Origin of the sequence: Herbiconiux gentiana, assembly GCF_024978135.1 — a bacterium.
GTDB lineage: Bacteria > Actinomycetota > Actinomycetes > Actinomycetales > Microbacteriaceae > Herbiconiux > Herbiconiux gentiana.
This window is the reverse complement of sequence record NZ_JANTEZ010000001.1, coordinates 576,893-590,279: the sequence shown is the minus strand read 5'-3', so window position 1 is coordinate 590,279 and position 13,387 is coordinate 576,893. Positions and strand designations below refer to the sequence as shown.

Annotated in this window: 11 protein-coding genes; 7 read left to right on the top strand and 4 right to left on the bottom strand. The window is 72.1% G+C overall.

Going from position 1 to position 13,387, the window contains the following annotated elements:
• Positions 1-44: 44 nt before the first annotated feature.
• Together NVV95_RS02690 and NVV95_RS02685 are read right to left on the bottom strand one after the other, a co-directional pair.
• Complete coding sequence (locus tag NVV95_RS02690) at positions 45-1,703, bottom strand: polysaccharide deacetylase family protein (RefSeq protein WP_259484987.1); 1,659 nt, start codon at positions 1,701-1,703, stop codon at positions 45-47.
• The gene (locus NVV95_RS02685; RefSeq protein WP_259484986.1) at positions 1,700-2,881 is read right to left on the bottom strand and encodes a hypothetical protein; all 1,182 of its coding nucleotides are present in this window, start codon (positions 2,879-2,881) and stop codon (positions 1,700-1,702) included. Before NVV95_RS02685 ends, NVV95_RS02690 begins: the two co-directional genes overlap by 4 nt.
• A gap of 423 nt (positions 2,882-3,304) precedes the next feature.
• On the opposite strand from NVV95_RS02685, the gene NVV95_RS02680 reads away from it, so the two are divergent.
• From NVV95_RS02680 to NVV95_RS02660, 5 genes are all read left to right on the top strand, one after another.
• Positions 3,305-4,492: a hypothetical protein gene (locus tag NVV95_RS02680; RefSeq protein WP_259484985.1), complete on the top strand. Its 1,188-nt coding sequence runs from the start codon at positions 3,305-3,307 to the stop codon at positions 4,490-4,492.
• Positions 4,489-5,286: a hypothetical protein gene (locus tag NVV95_RS02675; RefSeq protein ID WP_259484984.1), complete on the top strand. Its 798-nt coding sequence runs from the start codon at positions 4,489-4,491 to the stop codon at positions 5,284-5,286. The genes NVV95_RS02680 and NVV95_RS02675 overlap by 4 nt, the downstream gene beginning before the upstream one ends.
• 35 nt (positions 5,287-5,321) lie before the next feature.
• Positions 5,322-5,891, top strand: a complete 570-nt coding sequence (locus tag NVV95_RS02670) for a hypothetical protein (protein ID WP_259484983.1) — start codon at positions 5,322-5,324, stop codon at positions 5,889-5,891.
• A 169-nt stretch (positions 5,892-6,060) separates the two neighbouring features.
• Positions 6,061-8,526 carry a glycoside hydrolase domain-containing protein gene (locus tag NVV95_RS02665; protein WP_259484982.1) on the top strand — a complete coding sequence of 822 codons (2,466 nt, stop codon included), beginning with the start codon at positions 6,061-6,063 and terminating at the stop codon, positions 8,524-8,526.
• Complete coding sequence (locus tag NVV95_RS02660) at positions 8,523-9,815, top strand: glycosyltransferase (protein ID WP_259484981.1); 1,293 nt, start codon at positions 8,523-8,525, stop codon at positions 9,813-9,815. Before NVV95_RS02665 ends, NVV95_RS02660 begins: the two co-directional genes overlap by 4 nt.
• 83 nt (positions 9,816-9,898) lie before the next feature.
• Here the strand turns inward: NVV95_RS02660 and NVV95_RS02655 are convergent, their stop codons facing one another.
• Together NVV95_RS02655 and NVV95_RS02650 are read right to left on the bottom strand one after the other, a co-directional pair.
• On the bottom strand, positions 9,899-11,512 hold the full coding sequence (locus NVV95_RS02655; protein WP_259484980.1) for an MDR family MFS transporter: 1,614 nt from the start codon (positions 11,510-11,512) through the stop codon (positions 9,899-9,901).
• A gap of 40 nt (positions 11,513-11,552) precedes the next feature.
• Entirely contained in the window at positions 11,553-12,185 is a 633-nt protein-coding gene (locus tag NVV95_RS02650; RefSeq protein WP_259484979.1) for a TetR/AcrR family transcriptional regulator, read from the bottom strand.
• A gap of 79 nt (positions 12,186-12,264) precedes the next feature.
• Here NVV95_RS02650 and NVV95_RS02645 point away from each other — a divergent pair, with 79 nt between their 5' ends.
• Both NVV95_RS02645 and NVV95_RS02640 read left to right on the top strand, forming a co-directional pair.
• Complete coding sequence (locus NVV95_RS02645) at positions 12,265-12,690, top strand: hypothetical protein (protein WP_259484978.1); 426 nt, start codon at positions 12,265-12,267, stop codon at positions 12,688-12,690.
• 39 nt (positions 12,691-12,729) lie between these two features.
• Positions 12,730-13,365 (top strand): hypothetical protein, encoded by a 636-nt coding sequence (locus NVV95_RS02640; protein WP_259484977.1) that lies wholly within the window; start codon positions 12,730-12,732, stop codon positions 13,363-13,365.
• Positions 13,366-13,387 lie beyond the last annotated feature (22 nt).

Sequence of the window (13,387 nt, the reverse complement as noted above, 5' to 3'; positions counted from 1 at the left end):
TACGTTAGGCCGGAAAGAGCGACCCGTCAAGGGTCGTAGCTCGGTCAGCGGGAGCGGGTCGTCGTGTGCGGTGACGGCGTGCCGCCGAGCAGCTGTTCCACGGTCACGAGCGTGAATCCGCGCCCCAGCAGGCCGTCGAGGATGGCCGGCGTCATGCGCGCCGTGTTCTCGTGCACGTCGTGGAGCAGCACGATGTCGCCCGGGTCGACACTCGTGACTGCACGGCCGAGGAGCACGTCGTCGTCGGGGAGCTGCCAGTCGAGGGTGTCGACGGTCCACAGGATGGCCGGCAGCGCGGTGTCGTCGAGCACCCGCTTGTCGACGGCGCCGTAGGGCGGGCGGAACGTTGTGGGCGCGGCGCCGATCGTCGCCCGGATCAGGGCGCTCGTGCGGTCGAGCTGCGACCTCACCTCCGCGTCGGGCAGCTTCGTCAGGTCGGGGTGGTTCCAGGTGTGGTTGCCGATCTGGTGTCCTTCGGCGTCGGCGCGCACGAGCATCCCGCGATTCTGTTCGACCCGGTAGCCCTGGACGTAGAAGGTGGCAGCGGCCCGGCGCTCGGCGAGGGCGTCGAGGACGGCGCCGGTGTACTGGCCGGGTCCGTCGTCGAAGGTCACGGCGATACAGGCGAAGACCGTGCAGTCGACGTCCTCGTCGCCCCGCGGGCCGGCCGCGGGCAGGGAGAGCGGCGCTCCCGAGGTGAGCGCCGCCTGGATCTGCCGGCCCTGCTCGCTGAGCAGCGGTGTCGCCAGGTCGGCGGGCACGGTGACGACGTGCGGCTCGTCGACACCGGCGCGTGCGGCGGCCAGCTGATCGAGCTCGGGGACGGTGAATCCGGCGGCGACCCGCACGGTGAGCGAGCCGTCGGCGCCGAGCGTGAGGTGGGAGAACAGGTCGCGCAGCTGCTCGGGGACGAAGTCGTCGGTGCTCTGCACCATCTCGGGGCGCAGGGCTCCGGCTTCGGCCTTCAGCGACTGGACGATGTCGCGGAGGAGCTGGCGCAGGCCGTCGTCGCTGAGGAAGGCGTCGCTCGTCACGGTGAACGCGCCCGAGGTCTCGGCGAAGTAGACGGTGGTCTCGTCGGAGGAGACCTGGCCGGCTGCCGAGGTGACGAAGCGGATCGCCTGGGCGATGACCGTGCCGGCCCCGGCGACGATCTCGCACGTGACGGTGAGGGTCGGCGCGCCACTCGCGGACGGAGGCGTGAAAGCGGGGTCGGCCAGGAGCTCGGCGGCGGGGCGGGAGGTGGATCCGGCGACGCAGCCCCTCGTCTCGGGCGACAGCGTGGGAGCGTCGGCGGCCGGGGTGAAGGCGACGCCGGTCGCCGCCGCATGGTCGGCGACCGCTGCCAGCACCCGGCCGCGGAGCATCTCGGTGAAGCCCGGGTTGCCCGGGATCTCACCCCACCGCGCCGCGACGGGCGACGCGGTGTCGCCGTTGTAGAGCAGGCGGGCGTCGAATCCGGCGGGTGACTGCGGTGGCGGTTCCTGGCCGACGGTTCCGGATGCGGTGGTCGCCCCGCCATCGACGGTCACGGTCACGACGGCCGGCTCGGGCTGCCGCGGTTCCCACGTGCCGGCGGCCGGCGGAACGCTCGCGCACCCGGCCAGCACGCCCACGACCGCCGCCGCGCCGATGGACGCGCCGACCCTCCGCCGCACGGTGCGGAACCCGCCCCCGTCGGCGCCTAGTCCCTGTCGCTTCACGAGGCCAGCATTGCTTCGGGCGCCGACGGTGTGGCGCCAGTGGATGTGGTCGAGACTGGCCCCGCTGCGGGGGCGGGCGGTGCTGCGCCGGCGGGTGGGCTCGAGGCCCGCCATGCTGCGACACCCGACGGTGCCGCACCGGCGGGTGGGCTGGAGCCTCGCCCTGCTGCGGAGGCCGACGGTGCCGCACCGGCGGTTGGGCTCGAGGCTGGCCATGCCGCGGGGGTCGGTGGTGCCGCGTCGGCGGGTGGGGTCGAGGCTGGCCTTGCCGCGGGGGTCGATGGCGCCGCACCGGCGGGTGTGGTCGTGCCGGGGGACGCGGGGGCGAAGGTGGTCGTGGCGGCGAGGTCGGCGGTGACCGTGCGGTAGCGCGCGGCGTCGGCGGTGGCTGTCGTGGCGACGAGGGCGACCGCGGGCGCGCCGGGCAGGGAGGCTGGGGGAGCGACGAAGGCGATCGTCGTGGTGTCCGGGCCGTGGACCACGTCGGCATAGGTGACGGTCGTGCCGCTCGCCAGCACCTCGCGGCTCCACTCCACGGTGGGCCGCACCTCGGCGGGAGACCCGGTCGGCCTTACCTCGGTGCGGGACCCGGTGGGAACGGCGGGAGCGGTGGCCGTCGGCGACGCATCGCCGGCCCGCCCATCGCTCGAGCCACCCGAAGCGGCCGAGGTCGCCGAGCCACTCAAGGCGCTCGAGGTCGCCGAGTTGCCCGAGGCGCTCGAGTCGCTCGAGGTCGCTGAGGCGCCCGAGGTCGCTGAGGCGCCCGAGGTCACGCCGGTTCGGGCGAGGAGGTCGTCGAGCGCGTCCGGCTCGAGCCCCAGCGGGGTGGTGCCGGGCGCAGCGGGCGGCAGGGCGGCGGGCTCGAAGGTGAGGACGAGGCGGTAGGCGTCGTCGGGGGAGACGAGGGTCCGAGCATCCGTCGCCAGGAACGGGCCGACCCCGAGCAGCAGCCACCCCGCCCCCGGAGTGATCGTGGCTGCGGTGGTGTCATCGTGCACCGTGACCGTCGGGGCTGCCGTGGTGAGGCGTTCGCGCGGTGTCTCGGCGAGCACGGGAGGCAGCAGCCAGAGCCCGAGCGCCGCGGCGACGCCGAGGAGCAGCGCCAGCACGCCCGCGACCACTCCGACGACGCGCCCGGCCGACCGGTGGTGCTCGAGGAGATCCCTGCTGCTGGACATGCGGCTGTTCCCGGGCCGGTGCTCACTGTGCGGCGATCGCGGGCCGCGTCGCCGGGACGGGTGGTCGCCGCCGCCCGAGGCCGGCGATTGCCGCATCCGCCCTCAGGGTAGGGGAGGCCGCCTCGTCGCGGGCCCCGGCGCGGCGCATCGCACCCGAACTGGGGGTCGGGCGACCGTGGTGCTGCTCGTGACCTACGTCATCGCCGAGGGGGAGCCCCTCGCGCAGACCGACCTTACCCACTGCGACCCGCTCGCGACGCCGCTGCCCACGCCCTGATGCGCTGACGTCGGAGGGTCATTTCGAGAGGTCGAACAAAAACGGAGGATTAATCGAAAAAGCATGTGGTGCAAACGCCATATGTGTCTATGCTGTGATCGCGGTCAGGCCCGGGGGAACGGTCCACTCCGATGAAAGGTCACTCGATGTCACGACTCCACCGACCCATGCTGCGGCGTGCTTCCGCTGCGCTGGCCGTGGTCGCGACCGCTGCGGCGGCCACCCTGATCACGCTCCCGGCCGGCGGTCCGGCGAGCGCATCCACCCTCAACGCGCCCATCACCGACCCGGCGGCGGTGATCGGCCGGGTCGCCCCCGAGCTGCTCGCCGAGACGAGCCGCCCGGCGACCGTCGCCGAGGCCGATGCGATCGCCGCCGCGCAGGGTGCCCGCCCGTTCGAGCTGCGGCTCGACGCCGGCGGCGTCGCCCCCACCGTCGAGCTCTCGCCTGCGCAGACCGAGGGTGCCGGGCTCCCGACGACGATCACGATCGACGGCGCCACGAGCCGGCAGGCGTCGACCACCGCGGGCATCGACGCGTTCTCGATCGGCCAGACGGCCGCCGCCTACGTGCAGCCCCTGACGAACGGCGTCCGGCTCCTCACCGCCCTGTCCGGCCCCGACGCCGGTACGGCCTTCGACTACACCTTCGACCTCCCCGACGGCACCACCCGCACCGAGCTCCCCGACGGCGACACCCTCCTCGCCGACGCCGCCCATCACTACATCGGCACCCTCGCCGCCCCCTGGGCGCGCGACGCCGCGGGCCGCGACCTCCCCACCCGCTACGAGTGGACCGGCGACACCCTCACCCAGCACGTCGACCTCGACGCGCAGACGGCGTACCCGGTGCTCCTCGACCCCAACTGGTACTACTCCTACGACTTCTCGGCGGCGCTCCCGCTCTACAGCGCCCGCTACCCGAAGGCCACCGACCTGGCCGCCAGTCGTCTGCTGCACAGCTGCTTCAACTGCTCCTTCCCCATCTTCGGGGCGCCACGCGGCTACCCCGTCGACGGCCAGGTGCTGAACCTGAACGCGAGCCCGTTCTCGTTGCAGGCCTTCGCCGCCCCGGTCAAGGTGCAGACCGCCAACGGGGGAGCGATGCAGTTCGTCGCCCTGCCCGGTCACTTCGACGGCGCAGGATCGTTGATCACCTTCTCCTGGTACAACGACCCGAGCGGCTACCTTCATCTCTATGTGCACGCGATGGTCAAGGTCGACAACGGTCCGGCCGTCAACATCGCCAACTCCCGCGTCGCCGGTGCGAACTGGATGCTCTTCTGGCAGCGGGTCGCCGACCACGCCGGCGCCTCGGGCGGCGGCGGTGTGTGATCTCGTCTGACGGCCGGGCCCCGGGCGCTGCACCACGCAGTGCCCGGGCGCCCGCCGCCTACTTCGCCCTGCTCGCCGTAGCCGGTGGGGTCTTCGAGGGCGCCTTGATCGGATCGTTCCAGGCGGTGGCGGTGTTCCTGCCCGACCAGCTGGTCGACCCGTCGAGTGCCGGCGGCACCGGTTCCGCCGGATTGACCAGCACGGCGATGATCATCGGCACCGCCGTCGGCGCCGTCTCCGGCGGCCTCATCGCGGTGCCGGCAGCGCTCGGTCTGCTGGTGGCGTGGGCGGTGCGCCTTCGGGCCGGCTGGTCCGTCGCGCTCGCGACAGCGGGCCTGGTTCCGGCTCTGTGGGCCTACGTGTTCGTCCTGTTCCCCCCGGATGCTCGACTGATCGGCCTGGCGTCGGTCGCCCTCGCGCACGGCGTCGTCGGCCTCGCGGTGATCGACGGCCTCGGGCGCCGAAGTCGGAACGAGATCTCCGACGAAGCGAGACCGCAGCCTGTCATGAGGAGCCGGCGAGCGGATCGCGAACTACCGCGACCCGCCCAGGCGATCTGGGTCGTCCCGGGCGGGATGCTCGCCGGAGCCTGGTTGGGAGTCGTGGCAGCGGTCCTCGAGACGTCCCTCCGATGGCCGGATGACCCAGGCGCTCTGACGGCCTGGCTGCCGACCCTCGTCGGTGTGATCCAGGGTGTCGTCGTCGGTGGGGCACTGGGCCTCCCAGCCGGTGCCGTCGCCTTCGGCGCGCTCGCGGTCGGCTGGGCCCTCGAGCGGCGGGCGGGCATCCGGTAACACGGGCGAAACGGGGCGACCGGTAGCGTCGTCGTATGAACGGCACCACCGGGGGCACCGAGCAGGGCGACGCCGCCGTTGCGGCCGGGCTCGACGAGCTGCTCGCGGGCACGGTGGCGGCGCTGCAGGGGGCGGATGCCCGAACCGAGGCCCTGGCCCGGTTCGAGGAGCGGCGCGCAATCCTCGGCGTCCGGCGCGGGCCGGTGATGAGGCCGCTGGGCCGTGTGTGGCGGCTCGGCGTGCTCCTGCTCGACACGGATGCCCGGCTGCACGGCGTGGGCCAGGTCACCCGCGCGATCGAACCCGGCCGCGTGACGAACCAGAACCCCCGGGCCGAGGAGCGACGCGACCACCGACGCGCCGCCTACGGACGCTTCGCCGAGGGCGACACCGTGAACTTCGACACCGTCGACCTCGCCCTCGACCCGCCGACCCTGCGCGCTCAGGCTGAGGCGGTGCAGGCGGGCGATCGGACGCCACTCCTCATTCTCCGCGGAGACACCGTCGCCGTGCGCTGGAACGCGCAGCCCGGCGAGAACGCCTTCACACCGCTCGGCCCGTACCTCGCCGAGCGCGCCGCCCTGCTCACGGCGCCCCCGCCCTGACCCGACCCGAGACCACGAGGAGCCCCATGAGACCGCACCAGCCCCGTCCGTCGCATCCGTTCGCCGTCCGTCCACCTTCGGTTCACCGCGCGGTACCCGGCGGAACCTACGCTCCGACGATCACCCCAGACAAAGACGCCACCGTCACCAGCCGAAGGAGCCCGAGCGCATGATCGACCGCGTCGACCCCTTCATCGGCACCGAGGCCACCGCGCTCCCGCCGCAGACCGGCCTAGCGGCGACCTGGTGGTGGCCGAAGCCCCAGATCGGCAACACCCACCCGGGAGCCACCTACCCGCTCGGCATGGTCTCGGCCTGCGCCTACTCCGGCGGCTACCCCACCGGCTACGGCCGCTACGACCTCAGCCTCGAGGGTGTGCCGAGCACCATCCACGACACCCTGCTGGCGAGCGGCTTCACGCATTTCCAGCAGTCGGGCACCGGCGCCATCCGCAAGTACTACAACTACTTCCGGGTGACCCCGATGGTGGAACCGCTCGACGTTCTCGGCCGCACCTGGGACATCACCGAGGAGGAGGCCAGCCCCGGCTACTACTCGGCCACGCTCGACTCGGGTGTGACCGCCGAGATCACCGTGGGCCCGAAGAGCGCCGTGCACCGCTACACCTTCCCCCGCCACGCGAACGCCCGGGTCGTGATCGACTTCTCGCTGGGCGGACTCGGCATTCCCTACGGAGCGACCATCCCCCTTCGGGCGAACCTCGAGACCCTCGAGCCCGGCGTCGCACGCGGCGAGATCGTCGCCGAGGGGGCGCCGATCGCCGTGCACATCGAGTGCGACACCCCGCAGTGGCGTCAGATGCTCTGGTACGACCGGCGGCTGATGCCCGGAGGCACGAAGCTGGCGCTCGATCACATCCGCCCGACGACCCTGCGGCCGTTCGGGCTGATGTGGGCGGGGCCGAGTGAGCCCGGCCAGACGATCGAGCTGCGCATCGGCTTCTCGCTGCGGGGCGGCGAGCAGGCCGAGGCGAACCTCCGCGCCGACTGCGGCCCCGGCCCCGGCCGGTTCGAGGCCCGGCGCGAGCGCACGCGCAAGACGTGGCGGAAGCACCTCAAGACGATCTCGGTCGAGACGCCGAGCCCCGAACGCAAGACGGTCTTCTCGACCGCGCTCTACCACTCGCTGATCAAGCCCTGCTTCGCCGACTCCGAGAGCCCGTTCTGGCCGAGCGAGGGCCCGTTCGCCTTCGACCTGTCGACGATGTGGGACATCTACCGCACCCAGCTGCCGCTTCTGATCACCCTGTTCCCCGACAAGGCGGTCGAGCTGGCCAACGCGCTGCTGACCATCTGCGAGGAGGAGGGGAACTTCCCGATCGGCTACCGCCTCGCCCGGGGTGGCGACCGCTTCTCCCGGCAGGGCAGCGCGCTCGCCCACACCTTCCTCGCCGAGCTCTGCCAGGCGGGTCTGCCCGGCATCGACTGGGAGTGGGCGCTCGTGCACATGAGCGACGACCTGCGCCGCACCTACGGCGAGGAGTTCCTGCTGCGGGGGGAGGCGCATCCGATCAGTCACACCCTCGACCTGGCGTTCGGCTACTGGTGCACCGCGAAGGTGGCCCGGCACGTCGGCGACACGGCGCTCGCGGCGCAGTTCGAGGCGCTCGCCGCCCGGTGGATCAACGCCTACGACCCGACGAGCGGCCTGCTGAAGGACAGCACCTACTACGAGGGCAGCCGCTACAACTACTCCTTCCGCCTGCAGCACGACATGGCCGGCCGAATCGAGGTGAGCGGCGGGCGCGACCGCTTCGTCGAGCAGCTCGACACGTTCTTCGGCTACGGCGCCGAGCCCGTGGTGCAGCCGGGCAACAAGCCCGACGCCCAGGAGCTGCTCGCGGGCTACGTGCTCGGCCGCTTCGAGGGGCTGAACAACGAGCCCGACATGGATGCGCCCTGGGCCTACCACTACGCCGGCCGCCCCGACCGCACCGCCGAGATCGTGCACGACATCGTGCACCAGCAGTTCGGCACCGGTCGCGGCGGGCTGCCCGGCAACGACGACTCGGGCGGGCTCAGCTCGTGGTTCGTCTGGGCGTCGATCGGGGTGTTCCCGGTCGCGGGGCAGAACCTGTTCCTCGTGAACGCTCCGTCGTTCCGCGAGGTGACGGTGGCGGTCGCCGGGGGAGACTTCACCATCCGCACCGAGAACTTCGTCGAGCCCGTCGCTGGCGGGCCGGTGCAGTACGTGCAGCGCATGTGGTTGAACGGGCATCCGCTCGACCGCAGCCACCTCACGGGCGAGGAGTGGCATCGGGGCGGGCAGCTGGTCGTCGAGCTGGGGCCGGCACCCAGCGACTGGGGCACCCGCCATCTGCCACCGTCGCACCCGGTCGCCGCCGGTGCCGCCGGCCCGACCTCCGCCGAGGCGGGTGCGGCCGCGGCGTTCGCGACCGCGCAGCAGGTGGCGTCGCTCGTGGCCGAGGCGCTGCAGACCGACCACCCGGCCGATTCCGCCGCCGACGCCGAGCCTTTGCATCGTGAGGTTCCGGATGCTCCGCCGCCCGCTCCCGACGAGGCCCTCGAACCCACCGACCGATCCACACCGCCGACCATCCCGCCGACCACCGAGCAGCCGGGCACCGCCCGCACGACAGGAGACACCCCATGAACGCCATCCGCAACCGCCTGGTCATCGTGGTCCGTGCCGATCCGGTGATCTGCGGCCACTCGGTGGAGGGCCGCAACCTCGCCGAGACCGCCCTCACCCGCGGCTTCGACGAGGTGCGCCTCGTCACCTGGCCGATCGACCGCCTCGAGGCGGCCGGGCTGCCGCTCAAGCCGCTCGACACCGTGCTGCCCTACAGCGACGGCATCATCGTCGAGCGCCCCGCCCCGGTCGGCGACTACAAGGTGCCCGACGGGCGCTACCTCGCCGGGATCACGGGCCGGCTCGTCGAGCTCTTCACCGACGGCGTGCCGACCGTGGCGCTGTCGCTCTACCTGAGCCCGCACACCATCGCGGTCGCCGACGCCGTGCGCGCGGCCTGGGGCACCGGACTGCCGGTCAACGTCACCACGATCGCCGAGGCGGTCGGCAGCGACGTCACCAACGTGGTGCGCACGGCGGTCGAGGAGGGGCGGCTGGGGGCGGCCGCACACATCCTCTCGTCATACCTGTCGCAGGACCACTGCGTCGCCGTCTCGGAGTACACCCGCGACCTCATCATCAGCGAGGCCGAGCGGGTCGACGAGCAGCACGGCACCCGCTTCGCGGCGCAGTGCCGGGAGCGCATCGAGGTCTCGTACCCGGCCATCGACGCCGCGCAGTACCTCGACCTCGACCCGGGGTCGAAGGCGGCCGAGCTCGAGTCGCGCGGGCTCGTCGACGACGGCTACCTGCTGTTCCTCTCACGACTCACCGACGCGAAGGGCGTCGACGACCTGATCGCCGGCTTCGAGCGCAGCGAGGTGGGGCGCACCACCGAGCTGCCGCTGATGATCGCCGGGCGCGGGCCGCAGGCCGAGGCGCTGCAGCAGCTGGCGGCGGCCTCGCCGCTGGCGCACCGCATCCGCTTCCTCGACGACGTGGGCGACGCCGAGAAGCCGTACCTGATGGCCGGATGCGCGGCCTTCGTACTCCCGTCGAAGCCGCGCCCCGAATTCGTCGAGACCTTCGGCATCGCGCTGGCCGAGAAGATGCTCGCGGGCGGGGGGCCCGTGATCACCACCCTCACCGGCGGCATCGGCGAGGCGATCGGCGACCACGCGATCGTCGTGCCGGTGAACGACCCCGACGCGGTGGCGGCGGCCATCGACCGGGCGGTGCTGCACACCACGCCCGACGAGCGGCGGCAGTGGGCCGACGAGGCGCGCGAGTACGCTCTGCAGTTCGACCGCCACGCGGTCTTCGACAAGCTCTTCGCGCGCTTCCCCCGCCCCGAGGAGGTCTCGGCCTAGCCCGGAGTGGTCGACCCGTCGAAAATCGCCCTCTCGAAGCTCTGAGAGGGCGATTTTCGACGGCTCGATGGAGGGGCGACGAATCAGGCCTCGGGCCGCACCACGGTGGTCTCGAGCGGGATCTCCTTGACGAAGCAGAGCAGGAGGGCCGCCACGAGCATCAGCGGCACCAAGTAGAGGTACACCGGGCTGAGCGCGTTCGAGTAGGCCTCGACGATGATCGTGTGCACCTCGGGCGGCAACGCGTTGATGGCGGCCGGGGTGAGCGCGTTCGTGTCGGTCGGGAGGGCGCCGCCCCCGCCGCCGAGCTGGGCGGCGGAGGACGCGAGCTGCTCGGTGAGGCGGGCGACGAAGAGCGACCCGACCACGGCGGAGCCGAGCGAGGCGCCGATCTCGCGGAAGAAGTTGTTGCCCGCGGTCGCCGTTCCGACCATCGAATGCGGCACCGAGTTCTGCACGATCAGCACGAGCACCTGCATCGCGAGGCCGATGCCGAGACCGAGGATCGCCAGGTACACCAGCACCAGCCCGAGCGGGGTGTCGGCGCGCATGGTCGAGAACAGCACCAGGGCGCCAGCGACGACGAGGGAGCCCACGATGGGCATCCACTTGTACCGGCCGGTCTTCGAGATCAGGAAGCCGCCGCCGATGCCGGTGACGAGGAGGCCGGCGAGCATCGGCAGCAGCATGAAGCCCGACACGGTCGCGTTGACGTTGTTCACGATCTGCAGGAACGTCGGCATGTAGCCGATCGCGCCGAACATCGAGATGCCGATCGCGAGACCGCCGAGGGTCGTGAGCGTGAAGTTGCGGTTCGCGAACAGCGACATCGGGATGACCGGCTCGGCGCTCCGCCGCTCGATCAGCACAAAGGCGACCGCCGCGACGACGGTGGTCACGATCAGGCCGATGATCTCGGGGGAGTTCCACTCGTACTCGGTGCCGCCCCAGGAGGCGGTGAGCACGAGCGCCGACGCGGCGACGGCCAGGGTGACCATTCCGGCGACGTCGATCTTCGGGCGGGCGGCGCGGTTCAGCTTCGGGAGCTTGATCAGGGCCACGGCGGCGACGATGGCGGCGATGCCGAGCGGCACGTTGATCCAGAAGGCGTAGCGCCAGCTCAGCGTGTCGGTGAAGAGGCCGCCGAGCAGCGGACCGGCGACCGAGGAGAGCCCGAAGACGGCGCCGATGAAGCCCATGTACTTGCCGCGGTCGCGGGCGGGGATGACGTCGGCGATGATCGCCTGCGACAGGATCATCAGCCCGCCGCCACCGAGGCCCTGGATGAACCGGCCGGCGATCAGCCACTCCATCGACATCGCGAAGCCGCCGATGGCGGAGCCGAAGACGAAGATGCTGAGCGCGATGACGAACAGCGACTTGCGGCCGATCAGGTCGCCGACCTTGCCGTAGACCGGCATCACGATGGTCGAGGCGAGGATGTACGCGGTTGCGACCCAGAGCATGTGGTTCACGCCGTCGAGCTCGCCGACGATCGTCGGCAGGGCGGTGCCGAGGATGGTCTGGTCGAGGGCCGACAGCAGCATCGCCACGAGCAGGGCGGCGAAGATCAGGTTCACCCGGCGCTTGGTGAGGCCGGTGGAGCCATCGGCAGGGTCGGCGGGGGTGGCGGGAGCGGACGGGGTGCGGCCGGACGGCGAGACGGCGGCGCCGTTCACGTCGGGGTTGGCGGTCATGAGGTCCTCGGGGTCGTGGGTGGGGTGGAGACGGAATGATTCAGGCGTCGCGAGCGACGGCACGGAGGGTGCGGAAGGCGGCGCCGAGGTGATCGGCGACGGGAGCGCCCGAGCCGGAGTCGCGGCTCCAGCTCTGCATGGCGAGCCGCAGCACCGCGCCGAGCAGGCTGACGTTCGCCCAGGCGTGGTTCTCGCGCTCGGCCTCGGGCACGGTGCCGTCGGCGTCGAGCAGCCGGCGGGCGACGACGGCGAGCTCCGCCTCGATGTCGCCGATGGTCTGGAAGTCGCGGGCGAGCAGGTGCGGGTTCTCGAGCATGACCCGGCGCTTCTTCGCCTGGAAGTCGGCGCTGCCGAGCTCGAGCGAACCGAGCTGATCCGTGACGGCGTGCAGCAGGGTCTCGATGACCGAGTAGCCGGGCAGCGGGGTGAGCTCGTCGAAGCCCGGGCGCGGGAATGCGCGCGAGACGCCGAGCACCGCGTCCTCCTTGCTCGCGTAGTAGTTGAAGAAGGTGCGGCTCGTCACGTCGGCCCGGGCGCTGATCGCTTCGATGGTCACCTCGGCGAGCGACTGCTCGGCCGCGAGCTCGACCGCGGCGACTTCGATGGCCCGCGCGGTCTCGCGCTTCTTGCGCTCGCGCAGCCCGGCCGGGGCGGGCGGTGAGTCGATCGTCATGCCGCCATAGTTGCACACGGTAAAACTTTTCGCAACGTGAAAAAAGCGGTCGACGGATGCTCGTCGTACTGTCGAAGAGATGGATGCGTGCTCCCGACTCTGCTCTCTCGTCGCGGCGATCGACGCGGGTGCGCCCGCGCGCTGGTCGACCCGCCGCTTCCTCGTCGAGATCGGACGGGCGGGGGCCGGGGTGCGGCTCGGTCCGCTCTGGGTGCTCGACGCCGGAACCGGGGGCCGCAACGTCATCCGCGGGCGCGGCTTCGCCCCCGAGTACGACGACGCGACCCGTGGGCAGGCCCGGCACTTCGCGGGCATCGTCGCGGTGGCCGCGCGGGTGGGGCCGCGGGCGGCGCGGTGGGCGAGCATCCGCATCGGTGGTGACCGCCCCGAGTCGGCCGACGGGCGGTTGACGGATGCGGCGGTCGAGTTCACCCGCCTGCTGCGGTCGGGGGAGCTGCGGCGGTCGGACGCGGCGGAGTGGCTGCGCGGGCGGCTCTGCGCCTGACGGCCCGAGCGCTTAAGCTGGAGGGGAGGAGGCGCATCCATGGTTCGGCGGCGAGCGAAGAGACCTCGCTGGCTGGCGAGCGGTGAGCCGATCGCACCCCCCGAGCCGCTGTCGTCCGACGAGATCGACGCGGCCATCGCCGACGGGATGCTCATCGCCCGGTTCTCGGCCGTCATGGGGCTGAAGAACCGGCTGATCGTCTCGGCCCTGCGCGACGACGAGAACTTCGACCGCTCCCGTGCCGCCGAGGCCGCCCGCGAGGTTCTCGCGGAGCTCGCGGAGGAGCAGGAGAGCAACCTCGACCACGCCCAGGAGGTGATCGAGGAGGCGCAGAGCGACCGCGGTGTCGCCCGGCACCAGCACGACTACAAGGCGCGCGACCTCGAGCTGCTGTCGGCTCGGCGCCGCGTGTACCGCGACGTGGCCGCGAGCATCCGTCGCGATGCCGCCGACGACGTCGCCGTGGCGCTGCTGGTCGACGACGCCCGCACGCGTGCGTGGGAGGAGATCTCGCGCGAGATCGAGGCGCGCCTGGACCAGGTTCGTGCGACGTCGAATCTCGTGGTCGACGAGGAGTACGTGCGGCATCGGGCCGAGCGCATGCGCCGGGTGCGGGAGTTCGACCTGTGGGAGCTCGAGGACAGCCGGGCCCTCAAGGCGCGCCGGCGCCGCTGAGTCGCTGAGGTGCGTTGCCCCG